Source organism: Pseudomonas monachiensis (assembly GCF_047345015.1).
In the GTDB taxonomy this organism is placed as follows: Bacteria; Pseudomonadota; Gammaproteobacteria; order Pseudomonadales; family Pseudomonadaceae; genus Aquipseudomonas; species Aquipseudomonas monachiensis.
Genome location: NZ_CP178857.1, coordinates 4,763,607 through 4,786,045, shown reverse-complemented (window position 1 = coordinate 4,786,045; position 22,439 = coordinate 4,763,607). Strand labels below are relative to the sequence as shown.

Genomic DNA, 22,439 nt, shown 5'->3' with positions numbered 1-22,439 from the left:
CTGTTAACCCTCACTCCACCATCGCAAAATCCGCCCGCCCAACCGGATTCGGCGTCGACCCTCTCACATTCATCCCTCGACCCGGCGCAAACCCCGGGAAGAACACCAACCCTTCGGCTTCAAGCCGATAGGCCAGCGCCAGGCGCGTGACATCCCGCACCTCCTGTCGCGCCTCGAAGCGTTGAATGGCATCCACCGAGACCCGGGATTCCCGCGATAGCTCCTCCACGCTCCAGCCCAGCATCGCTCGGGCCTGGGCGCAGTGGGCCGGGGTGAATTGGAAGAGGGCGATACGTTCCAGGGTGATTTTCATCGCTTGAGAGGCCATGGTGTTCTCCGGGCTCGAGAGTGTTGGTCAAAATATACTGTGTTTTTGTACAGTTGTTTTGAGCCCGGATCAAACGCATTTTTTAATTTTTCTTTTCAGACAGACGAACGGCACTGCGCTTATTTACCCGCCAACCCCGGCGCTTCGCGAACAATAAAGTGATCCAGGTTTTCAATGTTGGCGCTGAACACCCCGAATGTCTGCTCGGGGTTTTTCTTGCTCGGCACCTGCTTCAGCTCGGGCGTTACGCCATAAAAGAAGCAGTACAACGCCCGCCCGCTCTCGATGGCGTGCTTGATCTCCTCCAGGAACGCCTTGCGCTTGCGGTAGCTGTCGATCAGTTTCTTGCTCAGGTAGACATTGACCGAGTAGGGCTTTTTCTCGAACCAGACCTTCTTCTCGAAGTCGATGCGAAAGCTCTGGGTGTAGTCCTTGATCTCCTTGACTTTGCCCCAGTAAATCAGCCCCTTGTTGTCTTGCAGGTATTCGATCTTCTTGAAAAACGACCCGTAAGGCGCGGTGTGCTCGCCAATTTTCAGCGGCACGCGCTTGAGCAAATCCTTGTCGTCGAAGTTCGACACGAAACACTCCACCGGATGGGCGAAGACGCTGGTCTTGTCCGGGGTCGACTCCTTGCTCGGTTGCTCGACATGACTAGCCGCCTTGGGCGCCAATAGTTCATCCCGAACCACATCGGCAATCACCACCGGGCTGGACGGCCTACGCACATATTCGCGCCGAGTCAGTAACAATTCCGACGGGAAATTTTCCTCGCGACTGTCATCCGTTTCCGTCTCATCCACACCCGACGTCGGCGTCTTCAGGCTGACATAAGGGCAGCCCTCGACATGCCGCGTACTCGGCAGGTTCTTGAAGTGCGGCGTGCGCACGTAATTCACGTTCTTGGCGTTGAACGTGCCCAGCTCATTGGCCGTATCGAACGCCAGGCGACAGGCATCGTTGGGGCACTGGAAGTGTTCCCTGGCGGAGTCGAAATCCATCGTCTCGTCGAAATTCAGATCCCGCACGTCGTAGATCGACAACTTGTCGTTGAGGCTGAGGCAGTAGGCGAGGTCGAATTTCATGTCGGGTTCCAAGTCCTTTAGATGAACAGCTTCCAGTGATGGCGCATTCGAAGCAATAGCTACACTGAGATCACTTCGATATCCCGGAGTTTGCACAGTCCATCAACGAGGGCGGTTCATGAGCCATTCAGATGCTTCGCCCCCTCTCCCGGAACCGGGCCGCATAGCTCGCCGCGATGAACAGACCGGTTGGCGCCGCTGGCTACCGGGGCTGGGCATACTGCGGGAATACCAACCGGAATGGTTGCGTTACGACATCGTCGCCGGCCTGGTGCTGACCACGATGCTGGTGCCCGTCGGTATCGCCTATGCGGTGGCTTCGGGCGTGCCGGGCATCTATGGCCTCTACGCGACCATCGTTCCGCTGCTGTTCTATGCCTTGTTCGGCCCCAGCCGCATTCTGGTGATGGGGCCGGATTCCTCCCTGGTGGCCGTCATCCTTGCCGTCATCATTCCACTCTCCGGCGGCGACCCGCAGCGTGCCGTCGCCCTGGCGGGGATGATGGCGATCGTCTCGGGAGCGGTGTGTATCCTGGCCGGTATCGCGCGGCTGGGATTCATCACCGAGCTGCTGTCCAAACCAATCCGCTACGGCTACATGAACGGCATCGCACTGACCGTCTTGATCAGCCAGTTGCCCAAGCTGTTCGGTTTTTCGATTGAATCCGACGGCCCATTGAGAAACATCGCGGCCATCGCCTCAGGGGTGATGGAGGGAAAGATCAACTGGACCACCTTCACGGTGGGCGGGCTCACCCTGGCGGCGATCCTGCTGCTCAAACGATGGCCGCGATTGCCGGGCATTCTGATCGCCGTGGTAGGCGCGACAGTCGCCGTGGGTGTGCTCGACCTTGCGACACGCGCCGGTGTGTCGGTCCTCGGCTCGCTCCCCCAAGGCTTGCCCGGTTTCGCCATCCCCTGGATCACCCGCGCCGACATCGTCCCGGTGCTGATCGGCGGTTGCGCCGTCGCACTCGTCTCGTTCGCCGACACCAGCGTGCTCTCCCGCGTCTATGCGGCGCGGACCCGCACCTACGTCAACCCGAACCAGGAAATGGTAGGCCTGGGCATCGCCAACCTCGCAGCCGGTTTTTTCCAGGGCTTCCCGATCAGTAGCAGCTCGTCACGAACCCCCGTGGCGGAGGCGGCCGGCGCCAAAACCCAACTGACCGGCGTTGTCGGCGCACTGGCGGTTGCCTTGCTGCTGGTGGTGGCACCGGACCTGCTGCAACATCTACCGTCCAGCGCCCTGGCGGCCGTCGTGATCGCCTCGGCCATTGGCCTGATCGAGATCACCGACCTGCGCCGGATCTACCGTATCCAGCGTTGGGAATGCTGGCTATCGATTGTCTGTACCGTCGGCGTGGCCGTGTTCGGCGCGATCGAGGGCATCGGCCTGGCCATCGTGATTGCCGTCATTGAATTCCTCTGGGACGGCTGGCGCCCGTACTCCGCGGTATTGGGCCGCGCCGACGGGGTCAAGGGCTACCACGACATCAAACGCTACCCCGAAGCGCGCCTGATCCCCGGCCTGGTCCTGTTTCGCTGGGATGCGCCCTTGTTTTTCGCCAACGCCGAACTGTTCAGTGATCGAGTGCTGGACGCCGTGGCTGCATCGCCCACACCCGTGCGCTGGCTGGTGGTCGCCGCAGAACCGGTTACCAGCGTCGACGTGACCTCCGCCGACATGCTGGCCGAACTGGGCGACACGTTGCATGCGGCGGGTATCGAGTTGTGCATTGCGGAGATGAAGGATCCGGTGAAGGACAAGCTGAAGCGGTTTGGGTTGTTTGCACGGTTGGGGGAGACGGCGTTTTTTCCAACGATTGGGACGGCTGTGGATAGTTATGTGGCGAATTATCGGGTGGATTACAGGGAGCGGGAAGATGAAGGGAACCGGTTGCCGTGAAACCCGCGAGATCGAAATAGAGACTTCATATCAAGGAGCGAACCATGGCGAACAACTGGCCCGCCGGGATTGAGCACGTTGTCGTATTGATGATGGAAAACCGTTCGTTCGACCATTTGCTGGGGGATTACACAAGCATCAATCCCGCGTGTGACGGTATCAACCGCAAGGCGCCCAGCACCAACCCGCTGAAGCTGGCCAATGGCAATTCGACGGTGATCACCCAGGCCTCGGAGTTTCCGGAGAACTACAGCCTGTGGGCGCCGCCGCCCCCTCTGCCTCCGGCGCTGCCGCCGGGCAACAGCGAGGGTTTCGACCTTGGCCACGAGTTCGTCAATGTAGAGAAACAACTGGGCGTCTCCTTTAAGACCAGCCCGGCCAACCCCACGCTCAAGGGTTTTGCCCAGGACGCCTACGACAAGGCCCGCACAGACCTGAAGGTGTACAAAACCTGGTCGCAATCCATGGCCCAACGGGCGATGAACTACATCCCGTTCGGCGCTACGCCAGCGAAGGATACGCTGCCGGCGATCCACGGATTGGCGCGTAACTTCACCGTGTGCGACCGCTGGTTTTCCTCGGTCCCAGGGCCAACCTGGCCGAACCGCTTTTTTGCCATGCTCGGCAGTTGCAATGGCCACTTGCTGATGCCCTCCACCGGCACGGTACTGGCCGGCATCAAAAGCCTGATCGCACAGTTTGGTGGCGAAAGTATTTTTTCGCTGCTGCGCAACAACGGCCATGACGCACGCATTTATTCCGACGGCGCCGTTCCTTTGGCGGCGCTGGTGAAGGGTGGTTTGCAGCACCTGAGCATCGACGACTTCAAGTCAGACGTCGCCGGCAACAAACTCCCCGAGCTGTCCTGGATCGAACCGAGTTATGGCCTGCTCAACGGTAAGCTCGGGCCAAACGTGTCCCATCATCCACCTGAAGATTTGCGCTTTGGCGATCAGTTTGTCGGTGAGGTGTTCAATGCGTTGTCGGCCAATCCCGCTGTCTGGAACAAAACCCTGTTCGTGTTGCTGTACGACGAACATGGCGGCTTCCATGACCACGTGGTGCCGCCAACTTGCGTGGCGACCGGTTCAACAGTCGATGTCCCTTGGAAGAACCCCTTCACCCGTCTCGGCGTGCGTGTACCGGCGATCCTGGCTTCGCCGTGGCTCAAGCCGGGTTTGATCCCCTGGACGGGCGATGTCCAGGCGCAGCACTACGATCACACCAGTTTGCTGGCGTTTCTTTGCGATCACTTCAAATTGCCGCGCAGTGCCCTCGGCCCACGGGTGGTCGCCGCGCAGCACTTCGGCAATGCACCCATCTGGCGTGCCGCACCGGGCGTAACGGCTGCGCCAAAATTGGCGGCCACCGTAGTGCCGAGTCGCGCCGGGTTGCCATTGATCGAGTCCGAACTGGCGACTCAAAGCCGACAGGTGGTGGACAGCGCCACCGGTTACCTAGACGGCCTTGATCCAGAGCAGATCTGGAAGAGCAGCGCGCAATGGGTCAGCGGTTTTCTCGGCAATCGCAGCCGAGCCTTGGCTGATCCGGGTCAGGCGGCACTCACGCCTGCCGCACCCAGTGCGGACAGTCTGGAGGCGAAACTGCGGCGCCTGCAGGATTTGATGGTCACCGCCCAAGGGCAAACGGTGCCTCCGGTTGCGACGCCGGCCAGCAAAGCCTTGGTCGAGCCGGGATCGGAGGTCGCGCCAACACGGCTGCGCGTCCTGTGCCTGCCCGGTGTCGGGTTCAGCCGGGCAGCAGGCGGGCAGGGCGGTATCGATGCGAACTGGCAGGAGCAATGGCGCACATTGATCCGTACTCAACTGGCACAGAGCGGGCGCCTCATCGATGACCAGGACATCGACTTTCTTTCCTTCGATGAGCAACTCAAGGAAGGACCGGACTTCGCCCAGATCACCCGAGGCCTGGCGATGCTGAGGGCCGACGCCAGGGGCAAGGCCGATGAGAATTTCGGCAGTTGGGGCCTGCCGGTCAACCAGATGTTGCGCACCACGGTTGGCGCCCTCGTGCAATGGATCGAAGACGCCGATTTGCGTACGGAGTTGACTCAACTTCTGTTGGCGAAGATCGAGGCATTCAATCCACAGATCATCTTCGCCCAAGGCCTGGGCAGCCTGATCGGCTACGACGCCCTGCGCCGTTCGGTGGCGAAAAAGGGGGCGGCGCTCAAGCGCATCGATGGCCGAGTGTTCGTCAGCTTCGGCTCACCGATCGCATTGCCGCTGGTGATGCGCGAAGTATGGGGTGGGCGAGTCCCGCGGCTGAGCGAAAACGGCCGAGGCATCCGCCGCTGGTTCCACCTCCATAACCCCAACGACGGCTTGCTGACCCGGCCAATCACCTCACCGGATTCCGCGCGAGTCGACCTGCAAACCGAATTCACCTTGCCATTGCGCGATGACCTGCTCGACCTCAATCACGCCGCCCAGGCCTACTTGTCGTCACCCACTAGCCAGACTGGCCTCTGGCCGCAACTGGCCCGCGATGTGGTGGCCGCACGGGCACTTGAAGTGCCGGCGTTCCTGTCCCGCAGCGGCCAGCGCAAACGCCGCGCGCTGGTGGTCGGCATCAACGATTACCTCGACCCGAGCGCACGCCTCGACGGCTGCATCAACGACACCTACCTGATCAGCCGCATGCTCCAGGAAAGCGGCTACGACGCCGGCGACATCCGGTTGCTGCACGACGCCCGAGCGACCCGGGCCAACTTCGTCGAGCGCCTCGAATGGCTGGTGGAAGGCGCCCGCGCCGGCGACGAGCGCGTGTTGTTCTACTCCGGCCACGGCACCCAGCTGCCGGTCTACAGCAGCAGCGGCGAAGCCGACTGCATGGACGAAACCCTGGTGCTCCACGACTTCGACTGGGACGACGACAGCACCCACTTCACCGACAAACTGTTCCGCCAGTTCTACAGCCACCTGCCCTTCGACCCGGACGGCCACGGCGCCAAACTCACCGTCATGTTCGACTGCTGCTACGCCGGCGGCATGACCCGCGGCAACGGCCGCGTGCGCGGCATCACCCCACCCAGCGACATCCGCCACCGCATGCTGCGCTGGGACCCCTACGCCGGAGACTGGGACCGCCGCGTCTACGCCGTCGACAGCGACCGCCGCGACTTCAGCGAACAAGACAACAAAACCCGCGGCCTTACCCGCACCCGCACCACCCAAGGCGCCGCCACGGGCCTTCGCCCCGAGAAAAAAGCCCAACTGCTGCGCCAGGGCAAACTCTACGGCCACCACGGCCCCTACATGCCCCTGATGCTCTACGCCGCGCGGGAGAACGAAAAAGCCAATGAGTATGAGGTGGGGTCCAACAGCTATGGCGCCTTTACCTACGCCCTGGTCGAACAACTGCGGAAATTGCATCAGGAGGATGCGACGTTGGGGTTTGATCAGTTGATTGAGCGGGTGGGGAGTGTGCTGAGCGCCAGGTCGTTGGGGCAGACGCCGGAGATTGTTGGGCCGAGTGGGGTGAGGGCGGCGGTGTGTCCTTGGCGGATTAGTGGGTTGGGGAGGTGAGATTTTAGCCTTGTTACGGGCAAAGAAAAGGGCCGCAGGAAATTCTACGGCCCTGATAACACCGACGTTCCCAAGCCAGCCGCAGACCCCCTGTGGGAGCGAGCTTGCTCGCGATGGCGTAGGTGAATATGTCGCATAAACAAAGTCCGCCACCGAGTCCCTAAGTGGACTTGCTCTGCAGAACGACTCGATTCGCAAGACCAACGCAGCAACCAAGCTAGCCACCAACCTTGTGGCGAGGGGGCTTGCCCCCGTTGGGCTGCGAAGCAGCCCCAAATACTGCAACTCAGGTGCATCAGATAAACCGAGCGGTGCGGATTGGAGGCTGCCCGCCTCAAAAAAACTGGCTGTCTGAAACTCGGACAGCCAGTTTTTTTGAGGGGTGAACAATCAGTACCCACGCATCACTCGTGAAGCCTTCCGCCACCACGATTCACGCCGATTGAATGGATCATCCGCCAGAACACACGGCATATCCCGCAACCGAATCCACGGTTCATCCTGCCAATGCAACATACAGAGCGACATCTTCGGCCAATCAAGCAAGCTCAACGTCGGGCGCTCCACCATTCGCGACGGCCGTGCATCCCGCAGTGCAGGCACCACCTGATGAGTCAGCCACTCTCGCAGCAATCGATTCTCAGGGCAGTAGTGATAAATCAACAACGCATACACACCTGACTCGCTCACCATCAAACGCTCTTTAGCGGCGCCATAGAGGTCAACATGCATCATTTGCCTCTGGTCCGCATCGAGCTTGCGTGTCACGCGCTCATCAAGGTGTTTACCCATCAGTCGCCCGAGATCATGCGCACAGAACCAAGCCTGATTCTCCAAAAGAAGGGCATGCAAGTGGACGTTGTGACGAGTGAAAACGGTAGGGGTGAGTGATTCAGGCATGGCGGGCCTCGTGGAACGGAAGCGCGTGGCTGGATCTGTGAGTACGGCGATTCACCTTCATCGTGAAGGTCGGATAGTCAGGCATTTCCTTTACCTCTGGCTGCTTTCTTAGGGCATTCGTTAAGGGTGTCGGGAGCTAAGAAACCCACCAGAGACGGGCCGGACATATTCCCCTTTCGGGTCTTGTATTCGCCCACTCCCGACATAACGGGGATTTTCTCGCAGGCGTAGAGAAACCGCAGACGAAAAAAAGCCGCATGACTGTCGGGTGCGGAGGACCGCTCTGGTTTGTAGAGTTTCTTAGGCTCTGAGACGGGAGGTTAGGAGGAATGCGGGGGAGGGTCAAGTCATGGGCTGAGTGGGGTAGGCCATACCGAGCTATTAGCCTCATCACCAATCTAATGACGCGGTAGCCTCGACAAAATTTTGAGTCGGCATATACTGTATTTATATACAGCTAATTCTGTGTGCTAGGTCACATTTATTTCGTTCCCACCATGTGGCTGTCATTTCGTGATTTAGCGAAATGATAAATTTACATTGGCTGCGCAAGGGATAGAATAGTGATCATTCGTCACAGATTTGACCCAGAGGAAAGCAGGGCTCATGAACCTTTTTGAAACCGCATTTACACAAGCCGACGAGACGAGCCCGCATTCATTTCAGCCAGATCCTCATCCGGCTCAAGACCTGGCACTTCTGTACAAACTGCTTGAGATCTACGACCAAGGTCAACTGGCCGAAAAGCTCAGTGAGATTGGTTCGCCTCACTGTCGCGAAACGGTCAACCGCTGGGTGAAGGGTAAAGCGTCTCCGAAGCTGACCCACGCTGAGTACACTCATCTGGAGTCTCTACTTCCTAAGCGGTTGAACCATAAACCTTCCTTTACATTCATTGATCTGTTCGCAGGGATCGGAGGCATTCGAAAGGGATTTGAAGCAATTGGTGGTGAGTGCCTATTCACTTCAGAGTGGAACAAATACGCCGTTAAAACCTACAAGGCGAATCACTACTGTGATCCTGACCGGCACAGCTTCAATCTGGATATCCGCTCGGTAACTCTGTCCGACAAACCAGAGGTAAGTGAAGACGAAGCCTATTTCAACATTGATCGCAAAATCCCGGATCATGACGTATTGCTTGCCGGCTTCCCTTGCCAGCCGTTTTCGCTGGCTGGTGTCTCCAAGAAAAACTCGCTAGGCCGTAAACACGGCTTTGAGTGCGAAACCCAGGGCACCCTCTTTTTTGACGTGGCACGGATCATTGCCGCTAAACGTCCAGCTGCTTTCCTGCTGGAGAACGTGAAAAATCTCAAGAGTCATGACAAAGGCAATACATTCAGAATCATCTGCGAAGCGCTTGATGAGCTTGGGTATGAGGTTGCAGACGTAAATGCCCCGAAGGGGACAGATCCGAAAGTTATCGATGCCAAACATTTCCTTCCCCAGCACCGTGAGCGGATTGTGCTGGTGGGCTTCCGCCGCGATTTGAATGTTCACCAAGGCTTCACCCTGAGTGAAATCAGCAAACTCATTCCGAAGCAAAAACCGACGTTTGGCGATTTGCTAGATAAAGAAGTAGATAGTAAATACATCCTGACGCCAAAGCTCTGGGATTACCTGTACCGCTATGCTGCGAAGCATCGTGAGAAAGGTAATGGCTTCGGTTTTGGGTTGACTCGGTCTGATGATGTGGCGCGTACACTGTCAGCTAGGTATCACAAGGACGGCTCTGAAATCCTTGTTGACCGAGGCTTTGTCGAAACTCTGGACTTCAATAGCGAATTGAACCAGATTAATCGACCTCGTCGATTGACGCCTCACGAGTGTTCACGCTTGATGGGATTTGATAAGCCTGGTGAGAGCTCCTTCATTATTCCGGTTTCTGATACACAGGCTTATCGTCAGTTTGGCAACTCTGTTGCCGTACCCGTTTTCGAGGCGGTAGCTCGATTGATGAAGGACCGTATCCTGAAAGCGAAAGAGAAAATGGCCGACACTGGGCAACCCCAGCTGGAGTTCGCCCTTCCAGCCTGATGAGGTAGCCGCGTGGGCCTTTACTCAGGAGCGCCCAGCGCTCCGTTATGGAGGTTATTTGACTGATGTAGTGGATTTAGCTACACGCTCAAGAATGATGGCTGGGATTCAGGGTAAAAACACCAAGCCTGAACTTCTAATCCGCAAAGCCCTGCATGCACGGGGCTTTCGCTTCCGTTTACATGTCAAAGACCTTCCCGGTAAGCCTGATCTGGTGTTACCGAAATACCATGCACTTGTCTTCATCCATGGCTGTTTTTGGCATGGGCATGCATGCAGGTATTTTAAGGTTCCCCAAACTCGTCCTGAGTTCTGGTTAGAGAAAATCGGAAAAAATAAGGCTCGGGACAGCCTTCAGGAAGGTGCCCTTAAAGCAATGGGCTGGAGGGTACTTATCGTGTGGGAATGTGCTGTACGGTCGATGAAAAAAGAAAAGTCCCCATTGCTTGTTGACCTGATAGCGAGCTGGCTGATAAATGGATCGGAATATTTCCAGATCGATGAAGATGCGTTGGAACTAGGATGCAGGTCTTCACACTAGGGAGAGTTGATTGTGGCTCATTGGCAGTTCCGCCCGCTAAATCCGAACGAAATTTCGGGGGCAAGCATTTCCGACGACAACTTCGCAGACGAAGAGCGCACCAGTGTTGAAGTCCGTGTCCGTGAAACTCTCCAGAACCCATTGGATGCGCGAAGCAGAGATTCGCTTGATCGATTTTCTCTGACGAATGTGGCAGAGACTTTCTAGCCAGCGAACTGATCGAAACCGATGAGCAACCTGCCAAGATGACGTTTCTTGTGATCTAGGATTTCGGAACGATTGGTCTGGAAGGGGGCTACACAGACTCCTCGTGTGAAGGCTCGTCCCCGATATCAGAAATAAGGAATAACAATGGGCTTCCATCCGGAATGGAATGATATTTCCACTTTGATCAATCAAAGTGAGAGTCTCTTCATCAAAAAACTGTCACGCAATGACACATCTTGGGCAGATAGTCCAAAGAATGGGCATCAGAATGGCTTTTTTATCCCTCGTCCTGTTGCAGAGTCTGATTTCTTTCCAAGGCTGAAGAACTCCAACCCGGACAAACCGCACATTTACGATGTCGAATATCCAACGTTCTGGCCAGCCTCTGGCGAGATAAAGACATCGATGATCAAATATTTTTCGATGCGCAATCCAACCAATAAAGAGAAAGCAAAGCCAAGGTACGAGTGGCAGCACACGGGTATACCCAAGGAGCAATTCCAGCTGCTTTCTCCAGCCTCGCTGCTCGTTATCGGAAAACTCAAACAAGATAGGTTTGGTTCCAGATATTGGTTCATCGTCGTCGATTCGGTAAGCGAAGAAGCGGAAATTATCGAGACCGCATTCGAGCTGGATGCCGATTTCCACTACGGCCTGTTCGATCCTGCTTCGCTTGCTGAGCCTGCTTCCGAAACGGATCAGCTCATTGCAGAGCTGTCGCAGGCGCTCAAGGATGGAACCTTGGAGCAATTCATTAAGCAGCAGACTCTTCCATCCCCGGAGATGCTGGCAGGAAAAGCGCAGAGCAAATGGCTTAATGAGAAGGGTTTCTGCGACATGAATCCATTCTCCCTCTCCCAGCCTGGTGACGCGGTCATGCGCATCAGCAGGGACATTGAATATTCCATCTACAAGCAGGCAGAACTCCGCTTTCGTGCAGCTCTAGTCGCCCGAATTCTCCTCCAGGGGGGAGGCGATCCTGTTGGCAATCTTGTTCGGGCATTCTCTGAGCTCGATTCGATATTCCTCAGCGCGGCGCAAACCAGAAAGAGCAGAGCTGGGCTTTCGTTTGAGCATCATGTAGCAAGGCTATTCAAGGATGGTCGAATTCGTCACGAAGCGCAGGCTGTCTTCGGTGGCCGGCGCCCGGATTTCGTTTTACCGGACGTCAAGGAGCTCAACATGAAAGGTGATGCGGTAATTGTTTCCTTGAAGACAACACTGCGCGAACGATGGAAGCAGTTGGCCTTAGAGAAGCCGCTTGGAGCAATTTTTCTCGCTACTGTTGATGATCGAGTGTCGGGTGAGGCCATTGATGAGATGGATAGGAATTCGATTTCGCTGGTTGTGCCGGAGTCTTTGAAAAAAGCTAAAGAATCTGCTTACGAGGGCTACGAAAACGTAATCACTTTCAGACAGTTTTTCGATAATGAGGTGAGATTGAAGCGCCCTTCATTGATCCTTCCGCTGTACCCCTGACTAGCTCATTAGTCAGGGGTTTGCCTCAACTCCTGCCTACCACCGTAGCCGACTTGGATGACGTTGGTGGGTGCAAAAAATGAGTGAAAACCTGTTTTTCCGTTGTTCTATTGACCTGCGGTTATTTCTCACAGGCCCAGCTTGGCAGCAGTTCTTTACTACACTCTCCTTGGCCTCACGCAGCCAGCCGTGCTTCATCGGATCCTCGAATTGATTCAATGGTGTCGAATGGCTCATTTAGCCTCAGTTGAGAACGGCCTTTAAATGTACAGCTGAGTGTTGGCTAGTAGCAGGAGGCACTATTTGAGCGCCTCGCTCTTCAAAGGATGCTTGAGAAAGTCAGGGGCGGCAGATGCGGTATTTCGAAGGGGATGTGTTACATGAGGCTGCCCCGACGTGGGTAGAAGCAGCGCTCAGTCTGGGTTATAGCTGGCGCCAGAGCTGCAATGACACTCGTCGAATCGGGCTATTGTCGATGCCGTGCGGTTCGGAGGTGGCTGGTCTCGTCGCGTTGGGGGCGCTGCGGAGCGATCTTGAGCGTGCTACAGCAAACCATGTTGATACGCACTTTGACCTACTTCTGCGGAGGTGCCGTGAGCGCATGGCTGCACTGAGGCGCGGTGACTCCACCGGGCTGCCCTCGTGGGATGTGCGCAATGTCGTCGAGAATACCTGCTGGCGGTTTGCTTCTGACAATGAGAGCCCCGATGAAATTGTGATTGAGGACAGCACGCACCAGCGGCTTATCAAGCGTGGTGGAAAACTCACTCCCAATCCGAACGGACCATGCCGCCGTTACATCAGGCGAGAAAGCGCCCTTGGCTGGCAGCTACACAATCTTCCGCTCCCACAGATAAGCCCCAGTGGATCAGCACTGGAATTGTCAATTTATAGTGCTCTGCCTGGCTGCAACGGGCCGATCATTGAAGACAACCTGCGTCGCTCCTATGACGGTCTGGTGCTGGTCGGGCAGGGCGCTGCGCGCGACACAACCTATATGCAAAAGTTTTATGCCGCGGGTTTCGCGTCCGATAATTGCCAGGTGCCGCTGGGCGAGCTGCTGACCCTGCATTCCAAGGAAAGGAAGTATATACGGCGTCTGGTTTTTTTTAATGAGCGTGCTCCAGATAATTCTGGACACGAAGCCTGGCTGGTTGTTGCCGATGGCCTGCCCGCGCTGCTCTCTGCGGAGAGACTGTTTCCTGCCAGCGACATTATCGGTGTCTGCAACCGCGATGCCGCTATCGAAGCCATCGATCAGCTAAGAGACCGGATGAACGAAATCATCCGCTACTACACCGATATATACACGGACAATTGTCTGTCTAGCGTACTGCCAGAGGGCATGTTGCTGCGCGTGCTGCAACGGAAGGCAACCTAAATGACGTACATCTCGACGACTGAGCGCATGAGTTTCCTGGCAGACAACCCTCCAGTTCAGGAGCTCCATGTGTGCGACTCGCAGCTGTTTTCAGCTATTCGTAGTCATATGCGGGCGCTGTTTGCCGCCATCTATTCGCCAGAAGACGATGCGCGACAGAATGCACCCGCACTGGCGCTGCGCATGGAGATGATGAAATGGCTGACATCGCCGTTGATACCGAATACCGATTTTCTCCAGAGTTGTGGTTTGGCCAACGAACTCCACATTCGCCACAGGTGGGGCGAGTACGCTGTGCGCGAAGTTATGGCGCTGAAAGCCCTAATCAGCCGCTACCGCGAAGAAGGCTCGGTGCTGAATAAGGAGTTCGTACAGGTATTTTGCAACCTGACAGTGGAATTTGGTCAGGACCGGCTCAAAATTTGGTGCCACCGTAATGAGCGTGATCTTTTCCGCGCGTTGCTCGAGGGGCTGGCCGAGCTTGAAGATCATGCGTTCATTTGCTCGCTTGCCGAATATCGCAGCTGTCCGCCAGTCGATGCGCTGATCAGGTTAGGGCCGCTGCGCGCCCACGGAATGGCAAAAACACCGGAGGCACTGATCACTTCGCCGGTTTACCGCAGGCTGGTCAGGTTTGTCTGGAAAGGGTTGACAGATGAGGAAGAGTTCGCGGCCGATCCTTTGGTCCCGGAACACAACTGGCTAACAACCATGCGGTCCGTGAGACACAGCGTCACCGACAGCGCTAGGGTAGGTGCATCTCTGCCGGTGGAGGAGCCAGCCGACGACATTGTTTTCTTTGCCGGAACCAAGGGCTCCGATCGAGGCATGCATCGCTGTGTACTAGTGGAATTGCCCGGTGATTGCGGGGTTCTGCTACGGCCCGGAACAAGCCAGCTGATTTTTTCCCCTCTTCGAAATGACTGCGATGCAATCGCCTACCGCCATATCATTGACGTGGAAGAAGGCGATTATCTGCTGATCCACGACGCTGATGCGGATTTTGGGGAGATCAGTGTTGACGCCGCGAAAGCGCCACTGGCGGCCGTCTGGAAAAAGGCGCTGGCCGACCTGTACAAACGACAGTCGGGCTTGTGTGTCCAGAAAATGAGGGATGCTGGCATTTCACTGCGCCATCTTCACCGCGCGGTAGAGAGCTGGATGTCGCTGAATGGCAGCGTGATTCACGCGCCTCAACGCCGTGATCATTTTCAGGCGCTGCTTACCTGTGTGATTGATCCGGAACTCATCCCTCCACGGAACCACAATGGACAAACGGTTCCAGGCTGGCGTCTGGCTTGGGCCGAAGTGGCGGCCTCACGGTCGACAGCAATCGAGCACGGTGTCATGGAGTCCGCCATCGTCAATGAGCAGCTCATTGTGGAGTTGCGCAAAGAGCTCGGCCATCTGCGGGACATGATTTCGCCCGATGGGGGTTACCACCACTTGTTGACTCCGGAGAGCGGACTGGCTGGCAGTGTGAGGTTTGATCCGGTCATCAGCATTGCACCAGGCTTTGCCGCACCGCCGGAGGAGTTTGGTAAGCCGATGAAGCTGCTGGTCGCGGAACAGTATCGATATGAATCAGGAGATGCGCTGTAATGCACATGATCCCCGTTTTCATCGATGAGTCTGCTCCGTTAGGTGAAATAGACGTGTTCCGCAAGCTGGAAAGCTCGGGACACGACTGGATCGTGATTCACTCACTCGATCTTGCTCCATACAACAATTATCGTCGCACCGAGATCGACTTTGTCATTCTGATTCCCGACGTCGGTATTCTCTGCGTTGAGGTAAAATCGCATCGTGAAATCGGGTTCGACGGCAGCCGCTGGTATCCAGACAGCGTCACTAAGTCGCCATTTCGCCAGGCACAGGATGCGCGATTCGCGCTGCGTCGTCGTTTAGTGGGCCGGCTATCCGCGTTTGCGCATGTGCCGGTCATTCATTGCTGCATTTTCCCGCGAGCGGACTTCGCCGTTCCGGCGAATGTGTCCATTCAGTCGTTCGAAGTGATGGATCGCCGCCGGTTTGCCGGCTGCGGTACCGGCGAGGCATTCTGCGACGCACTCAAGCGCATGGCACAGCTGGCCATCGGCGCCGATCCACAGATCTCCCCGCTGAAGGTGCTGTTGTCGGCATTTCATCGTGACGAGTTTATCAATTTCTGTTTTCCGATCCGTAAGCGCCGACCCGAAAAAGCTGCCGAAATACTCCATCGCGAGGCGGAGCTCGAGAAGCTACTGCGCGAGCAGCAGCGGCCGGTTCTCAGGTTGACGGACAACAACCCTAGAGTTCTGGTGGAAGGGGGAGCAGGGACAGGAAAATCCCTGATAGGCATTGAGGTCGCCCGGCGCAAGGCCGCCCAAGGGCTTCGCGTCGGTTATCTATGTTTCAACCGGTTGATCGGCAACTGGGCCGCTCGTGAGTTAGCGGCCGATAACCATCCCGATCTGATCGGCGGCTCCGCATTCAGCGTATTGATGTCGTTGACCGGGATTGACCCCCCGAATGATCCAGATGCCGATTTCTGGGCGCAGCTTCCGCTGCTGATTCAGGACCGTCTGACTGATCCAGCTTGCGCACATGATGCGCGATTTGACTATCTGGTGATTGATGAGGCGCAGGATATTCTCGCGCGGCCCGACCTTCTGGACTGTGTCCGCCTGTTGATCGACGGAGATCTGATCGGTGGTAGTTATCTGATGCTGGGTGACTTTCGAAATCAGGTGCTAACAGGAGCTGACGAACTCAAGGCGAATCTTGTCGAAGTGCGGCATCAAGCCGCCCGTTGGCTGCTCACGGAAAACTGCCGGAACTACAAGTCCATCGGGCAAGTTGCAATGACCCTGTCGATGGCTGACCGGAGCACGTATTCAGGCTATATGCGTCAGGGAGGTGGCCTGCAGACGTGGGATCTGACCATGTACGAAGACGCGAAGGATCAGGTCCGTAAAATTAGCGAGTGCATTGACTTGGCCCTGGACAGTGGTTTCCGCGATGAGGAGATAACGGTGCTGAGTTTCGGTGCAGAACAAAAATCGGTGCTGCCACTGCTGTGGGAACAGTCTCAACGACGCTTTGTTTCCGCAGCGCAGTTCGAAGCCAAGGGTATCCGGTGGTCCACTGTTTCTGCTTACAAGGGCCTTGAGAACAAGGTCATCATTATTACCGACGTGATGCCGTCCGACAGCGGGTTCAACCGCCATCGTTTTTACACGGGCATTACCCGTGCGATAGAGCGGCTTTACATCCTCTGTCACGCTTCAGGTAAGTCACAGTTGGTCGAATGGGTGGCCTTTGCGGGGAAAGATAATGAATAGGGAGCGTTCTGCCGAGATCGAATTTCTGCGCGGTGAGCTGGTGGGACCTGCGCGACCTTTGGCTGCCGGCCAGCCTGCCACCACGGTGGCCTTTGATGCGCAGCGCGCTTTCCAGGCGCCGGCCGACGCCAGCGGGACGCTGTACTGGACGCCTGAAGGTACTGAGATCCCGCAGGAGATCGTGTACTACCGCGGAGAAACTCCACTGCAGCGTTATGGTGCGGGACTGTTGCACCCGCGCAATGATGTGCCCGGGACAAGAAGCGACGAACCGGCGGCTACGCAAGCAGCAGAAGAGCTTGCTGGCGATGCGGCGGTTGAAACCGCACAGGCGGTTGTCATCGAGATAGAAGAACCGGCATTACCTGATATAGGAGGCGAGAGCGTCGATGCAGCGACAGTGGGGCTGGATGACGATTTCGAAATCGCCAATGCCGACATGTATCAGCCCTCGGTCTTGGGCATCAGTTTTTGTATCGAAGATGAGCCGGGCGATATAGTGGTGGCGCTGCCTGCGCAGAAAAAATTCTACTGGCAACTGCCCGATGCGACACCTTTCCCGGTCAATGGCCGCTATGAACGCTGTGTCAAAGTCGTACGGACGGAGGGCGGCGGCGAGCAGTCTTTCGATGCGTGGCGACGAGTGCCGGCGACCACCGCAGAGACTTGCGAGCGATTTGAGCTCGGCAAGCTGAAACCCGGTGTTACCGAATCCAGAACGCTGGATCTTCCCTGCGGATTGCGCCTGGAGATCCAGCTGTTTCCCCGGCGGATGCATGACAAGTGGCTCATCACCTGTGTACTGCGTAATCTGCAGGACGCCGGTACCCTGAAAACGCAGGAGGAGCGCATCCGCAGTGTGCTCTATCAGGCTCATTTCGAAGTGCGTGTGCAGGCCGGGGCAAAGTTCAGTCGCTACCCTGAAGGCGTCAGGCCGTTCGAGCAGTTTGACGACGACGAGCAGACCCTCGCACTGCTCTACCGCGATGCGGCCACCTGGGCGATTGGACATGGCTGTGCGGCAGGTTGGGAGGGGGGCGACACGCCGGAAGTGGTTTTCGCAGATGTGATGCCGGCCGTGGAGCTCCCTAGCATGACGCCCGACATCAGGGGACTCGATGGTCAGCTGATCACTCTGTCGATGCGTGAACTCGCCGGACTGCCTTCCTTCGCTGAGGGCGGGGCGGGCTGGCAGACACTCACACATCTCGCAAACGAGTACGCGGCGTGGATTACGGCAAGGGAGCGAGAGCGCGTAGGGTTGGATGCACATTATCAGGATGTGGCCGAGCGCCATCTTGATGCCTGCCAGCAGTGTCTGACGCGTATCCAGCGTGGGATTGCCATCCTGCAGAAGGATGAAACTGCACTGGAAGCGTTCCGGTTGGCAAATCAGGGCATGCTGTTGCAGCAGATCGCATCCAAGCAGATCGAGCGCCGCTCCCTCAGTCGTCTTGACGGTTACGTCGCGGCCGAGGAACTGGCGCTCGGTAAACCGCGCACCGCTTGGGATGTCTGGGCCACCAGCACGGAAAGGCCCGATGTAGGACGCTGGCGCGCATTCCAGGCGGCCTTCCTGTTGATGAGCATCGCTGGACTTGTCGACAGGTATTCCGGAGACCGCGAAATCGTCGATCTGATCTGGTTCCCCACAGGAGGTGGCAAGACAGAGGCCTATCTCGCTGTTGCCGCCTTCTACATGTTCCACCAGCGCCTGATTACACGCCCCGACGATGCGTTGCGCCGCGATGGAACCAACGTTTTCATGCGCTATACCCTGCGCATGCTGACTACGCAGCAGTTCCAAAGGGCGGCCAGTCTGATCTGCGCCATGGAGCAGATCCGTGTGCGCCTGCGTGCGGAAAACGCGCGTCCCCAGCTCGGAGAAAGCCGATTCTCGCTGGGGTTATGGATTGGAGGAGATGGTTCTCCGAACACTTGGGATGACGCCCGCGCGGAGATCAGGAAGTACAGCCGGGGTGAGGTGGAGGGTAATCCGCTGGTACTCACCGAATGCCCTTGGTGTCGCAGCGAGATTGGGCGCTTGGCGTCTGACCGGCCCGCCCGATATGCAAGGCGCAACGAGAACAACCTTGCCGGACTGGTCGAGTCCAACAAGCGCCCTTATCTCAAGTGCTCCGACACCCGTTGCTCGTACGGTGGCGAGCACGACAGTCTTCCCGTCGAAGTGGTCGACCAGTCCATCTACGACACGCCGCCGTCCATGTTCATCGGTACGGCGGACAAGTTCGCAATGATGGCATGGAAGCCGGAAGCCGGCGCGCTGTTCGGTTTCCATCATGGGGCTGCCGGGACAGTCACGCGTATTAGCCAGCCACCGGGTCTGATCATCCAGGATGAATTCCACCTGATCTCGGGTCCGCTGGGCACGATCTACGGACTGTATGAAGGCGTGATCGAAAGATTTTGTAGCGCGGAGGACCGTACGGGCATGATCCGACCCAAGATCATTGCTTCAACGGCCACCATCCGTGGTGCGACGGAGCAAGTGCGGGCCGTTTATGCACGCGAAGGGCTGCAGCTGTTTCCCAGTCCCGGACTGCAGATGGGCGATTCGTTTTTCGGCCGTTACGCGAAGGAGGGCGACCGGTTTGCCGAGGGGCGCCTGTACCTTGGCATTCATGCCAGCGGTTACCGGTCTTTCCTGACTACGCAGGTCCGGACATTCTCTGCGGCGTTGTTCAGGGCCTGGATGTTCGATGGTGATGACAAGGATGCGTGGTGGACCTTGCTGACGTTCTATAACAGCCTTCGTGAACTTGGTGGCGCCCGGACACTGTTCGACTCGGACATCGCGTCGCGCCTGAAGGATTACTCGTTCCGCTATGGCCTCAAGGGAAGCGAGCAACGCTATCTCAATACGGTCGAGGAACTGACCAGCCGTCGTGGCCAGGCGGAACTAGTGCAGTTGATGGACAGGCTGGCACTGGACTGGAACGAAAAGGGTTCCATCGACGCCTGCCTGGCTTCCAACATCATCGAGGTAGGGATCGACATCGACCGGCTAGCGCTGATGGCCGTCGTCGGCCAGCCCAAGTCGACCGCGCAGTACATTCAGGTGACGGGCCGTGTCGGGCGGCGCTGGAGCGAGCGGCCAGGTTTGATTCTGAGCATGTTCAATCCGGCCAAGAGCCGTGATCGCTCGCACTTCGAGCAGTTTCACAGCTACCACCGCCGGTTGTACGAGCGCGTCGAACCGACATCGGCAACCCCCTATTCGGTTGAGGCGGTGGAGCGTGCTCTCGCCGGGGTCCTGTTGGTCTGGGCCAGGCAGTGTCATGAAGCCGATTCGCCCGGCGAGGCCTTCGGTAGCTATGACGGCTACCTGCAAGATGCGCTTGATCTGCTCATTGAACGCTGCATGGCCATCATGGAGCAGCAGCCCGATGAGGCGCGTCGTGTCTGCAACGCCATGCAAAAGGTTTTCGACAGACTCCGCAGAAAGTGGCAGGGCAATCCGCAGCAATGGTGGGCCTTTCCGCAGAGGCCGGACGGCGAGTATCTGATGCTGTGGTCGGGCGAATACGCCACACCCGGACAGAAACTGAAGGGGGAGCGGATCCTCAGTAGCATGCGCAACGTCGACGGCAATGCCCGAGCGGCGATCAGCAACGATTATTTCGCGGAGGAGCAGACCGAGCATGGCCAGTGAGATTCGCTTGGGGCAACTAATTGCGCCCTTTGGCCCAGGGAGCATTTACACCGACAAGAACGGTGTTCCGAACATTATCTGCGGACTGGACTTCTGGTACCGGAAGACGGATGAGCGGGGGCAGTGGCAGGTGGGTGAAACGGCCTTGCGTAAGCATGTGATCGATGAGCCTAGGCTTTCCGCGCTGCTCAACGTTCCGCAATTTCGCCAGCCGCCGCAGTATTGTTCCGACGACCAGAACCCCGACCTTTCGTATCTACAAGTTCAGACGCATCGGTTTCCAACTTGGTATGTCAACAGCATCAGTGGAAAGCTGCGCAGGTTTAGCTTAAATACGGAGAAGCTGGCACCTCTGGAAAAGGGCCAAGGACGATGGCGGCCAGTTCGCTTCATCAGTGTCTGCGCCCATGGTCATATAACGGACTTTCCTTGGAAACAGTGGTTTGGATGTGTCTGTCCTGGTGATGAAGGTCTGGTCCTGAATGATTCGGGCGGCCCAGATCTGCGCTCTGTGAAAGTTTCCTGCAAGACTTGTTTGAAATCGAAGACGCTTGCTGGCGCGATGTTCATGGAACGCGATCTTACCAATGACACTATCATCGCTTCCGGACTTGGAAATGCAAATATTACATGCGGAGGTGATCGTCCATGGCTGGGGAGGACTGCGGGAACGTGCACCGAACACCCTGTGGCCGTGTTGGTCAACCAGTCAAACATCTACTTCGGCAAGACTATTTCCTCGATCTATCTGCCTGATCTCGCCGGTCAGCGGGAAATTGTCGACATACAGGAGATACTGAGGCAACAGGACCTGGATCTGACCACCGTAAAGATCTTCCTCAAAATGGGACGACGTCCCAACGCCCTGGAAATGCTTCGGGAGATCCTGAAACCCCATTACACGGTGCTTCCCGAAGACGATGCGATCCTGAAGGCCTTCGAATCCCTCAGTCAGGGAATCACAGCGACCACCGGCACCCTTAAACCTGTCTCTCATGAATCGGAGAGTCTGATGTTCCGGCGGGCTGAGTACAATGTCCTCCGGAATGAGGTTGGGCCGGGTAAGAGTAGTGAATTGCGTGTCATACCTAGCCAGGTTCCCGCAACCTTCACGTCGTGGCTGGGGACGGTCAACCTAGTGGAGCGATTGCGCGAAACGCGTGTGTTTTATGGATTCGAACGTCTGGTGCGGTCGAAGGATCCGCTCGAAGGCATGCCGTCATCCGCAATGGGCCAGCTTTTTCTGCATCCGCCAGAGCCCGAGTACCAGTGGCTGCCCGCCATCAAGAATTATGGCGAAGGGTTGTTCATCGAGCTGCGCGAGGAGGCAATCAGCGACTGGCTACACAGGGACGCCGATTGGCTACAAAAGCGGCTCGGCCAAGGGTTTGTGGATCGCATGGCCAACGAAACGTGGCTACTGCCCCCGCTGAGTAAGGGGTGCACGTGGCAATGGGCTGCGCGTTACCTCCTAGTCCATACGCTTGCCCATATTCTCATCAATCAATTGGTTTTCGAGTGCGGCTACTCCTCCGCTTCATTGAAAGAACGCATATTTGTGTCAAATGACGATGGCGCGCCCATGGCATCCTTCCTCATTTATACGGCTGCAGGTGATTCGGAGGGTAGCTTAGGTGGGCTGGTCCGCCTCGGTCGTCCTGAGTTGTTTGAGCCAATGGTTCGCAGGGCCGTCTCTCGTGCGTCTTGGTGTTCCGCGGATCCTGTGTGTTCAGAAGATCTGGGAGGCAATGGTTCGAGGCAGGTGAACAAGGCGGCCTGTCATGCTTGTGTGCTGTTGCCGGAAACAGCATGTGAGACGATCAACAGTGGGCTGGACCGAGCGATGGTCGTTGGGACACCGGAGGCGCCCCAAGCTGGATTCCTGTCTGATCTGATTCAGGGATTCGCCATCTGAAAGGGTTTTACACGCGAACCAAGTGGTCTTCTCACGAAGTGCAAAGTCTAGAAGTAGGCTTGTTGTTCGATTGACGAGATGTAGCCGTCTTACGTTCGAATATCGGGTTGTGC

The 22,439-nt window shown here is 57.1% G+C and carries 13 protein-coding genes; 10 read left to right on the top strand and 3 right to left on the bottom strand.

What is annotated here, in order from left to right; translation table 11 throughout:
- Nucleotides 1–10 precede the first annotated feature (10 nt).
- Nucleotides 11–328, bottom strand: coding sequence for a helix-turn-helix transcriptional regulator (locus tag ACMDB8_RS21345; RefSeq protein ID WP_056725875.1), 318 nt, complete (start codon nucleotides 326–328; stop codon nucleotides 11–13).
- 119 nt (nucleotides 329–447) lie between these two features.
- On the bottom strand, nucleotides 448–1,413 hold the full coding sequence (locus ACMDB8_RS21340; protein WP_223541266.1) for a hypothetical protein: 966 nt from the start codon (nucleotides 1,411–1,413) through the stop codon (nucleotides 448–450).
- 118 nt (nucleotides 1,414–1,531) lie between these two features.
- Between ACMDB8_RS21340 and ACMDB8_RS21335 the strand changes: the two genes are divergently transcribed.
- Both ACMDB8_RS21335 and ACMDB8_RS21330 read left to right on the top strand, forming a co-directional pair.
- Nucleotides 1,532–3,322: a SulP family inorganic anion transporter gene (locus ACMDB8_RS21335; protein WP_409078360.1), complete on the top strand. Its 1,791-nt coding sequence runs from the start codon at nucleotides 1,532–1,534 to the stop codon at nucleotides 3,320–3,322.
- Nucleotides 3,323–3,366: 44 nt separating this feature from the next.
- Nucleotides 3,367–6,870, top strand: a complete 3,504-nt coding sequence (locus ACMDB8_RS21330) for an alkaline phosphatase family protein (RefSeq protein ID WP_409078359.1) — start codon at nucleotides 3,367–3,369, stop codon at nucleotides 6,868–6,870.
- A 390-nt stretch (nucleotides 6,871–7,260) separates the two neighbouring features.
- Here ACMDB8_RS21330 and ACMDB8_RS21325 read toward each other — a convergent pair whose 3' ends face one another.
- A complete protein-coding gene (locus tag ACMDB8_RS21325) occupies nucleotides 7,261–7,770 on the bottom strand; it encodes a BRO-N domain-containing protein (protein ID WP_409078358.1) in 510 nt (169 codons plus the stop codon).
- A gap of 606 nt (nucleotides 7,771–8,376) precedes the next feature.
- Here ACMDB8_RS21325 and dcm point away from each other — a divergent pair.
- The 8 genes from dcm (at nucleotide 8,377) to drmB (ending at nucleotide 22,326) form a co-directional block, all read left to right on the top strand.
- On the top strand, nucleotides 8,377–9,807 hold the full coding sequence (dcm, locus tag ACMDB8_RS21320; RefSeq protein WP_409078357.1) for a DNA (cytosine-5-)-methyltransferase: 1,431 nt from the start codon (nucleotides 8,377–8,379) through the stop codon (nucleotides 9,805–9,807).
- Between the two features lie 58 nt (nucleotides 9,808–9,865).
- Nucleotides 9,866–10,348 carry a very short patch repair endonuclease gene (locus ACMDB8_RS21315; RefSeq protein ID WP_409078356.1) on the top strand — a complete coding sequence of 161 codons (483 nt, stop codon included), beginning with the start codon at nucleotides 9,866–9,868 and terminating at the stop codon, nucleotides 10,346–10,348.
- 351 nt (nucleotides 10,349–10,699) lie between these two features.
- Entirely contained in the window at nucleotides 10,700–12,034 is a 1,335-nt protein-coding gene (locus tag ACMDB8_RS21310; RefSeq protein WP_409078355.1) for a type II restriction endonuclease, read from the top strand.
- A gap of 601 nt (nucleotides 12,035–12,635) precedes the next feature.
- A complete protein-coding gene (locus ACMDB8_RS21305; RefSeq protein ID WP_409078354.1) occupies nucleotides 12,636–13,415 on the top strand; it encodes a hypothetical protein in 780 nt (259 codons plus the stop codon).
- Nucleotides 13,416–15,017: a hypothetical protein gene (locus tag ACMDB8_RS21300; RefSeq protein WP_409078353.1), complete on the top strand. Its 1,602-nt coding sequence runs from the start codon at nucleotides 13,416–13,418 to the stop codon at nucleotides 15,015–15,017. It begins immediately after the preceding gene.
- Nucleotides 15,017–16,738 carry a nuclease-related domain-containing DEAD/DEAH box helicase gene (locus ACMDB8_RS21295; RefSeq protein ID WP_409078352.1) on the top strand — a complete coding sequence of 574 codons (1,722 nt, stop codon included), beginning with the start codon at nucleotides 15,017–15,019 and terminating at the stop codon, nucleotides 16,736–16,738. The genes ACMDB8_RS21300 and ACMDB8_RS21295 overlap by 1 nt, the downstream gene beginning before the upstream one ends.
- Complete coding sequence (locus tag ACMDB8_RS21290) at nucleotides 16,731–20,411, top strand: helicase-related protein (RefSeq protein ID WP_409078351.1); 3,681 nt, start codon at nucleotides 16,731–16,733, stop codon at nucleotides 20,409–20,411. The genes ACMDB8_RS21295 and ACMDB8_RS21290 overlap by 8 nt, the downstream gene beginning before the upstream one ends.
- Entirely contained in the window at nucleotides 20,401–22,326 is a 1,926-nt protein-coding gene (drmB, locus tag ACMDB8_RS21285) for a DrmB family protein (RefSeq protein WP_409078350.1), read from the top strand. The genes ACMDB8_RS21290 and drmB overlap by 11 nt, the downstream gene beginning before the upstream one ends.
- Nucleotides 22,327–22,439 lie beyond the last annotated feature (113 nt).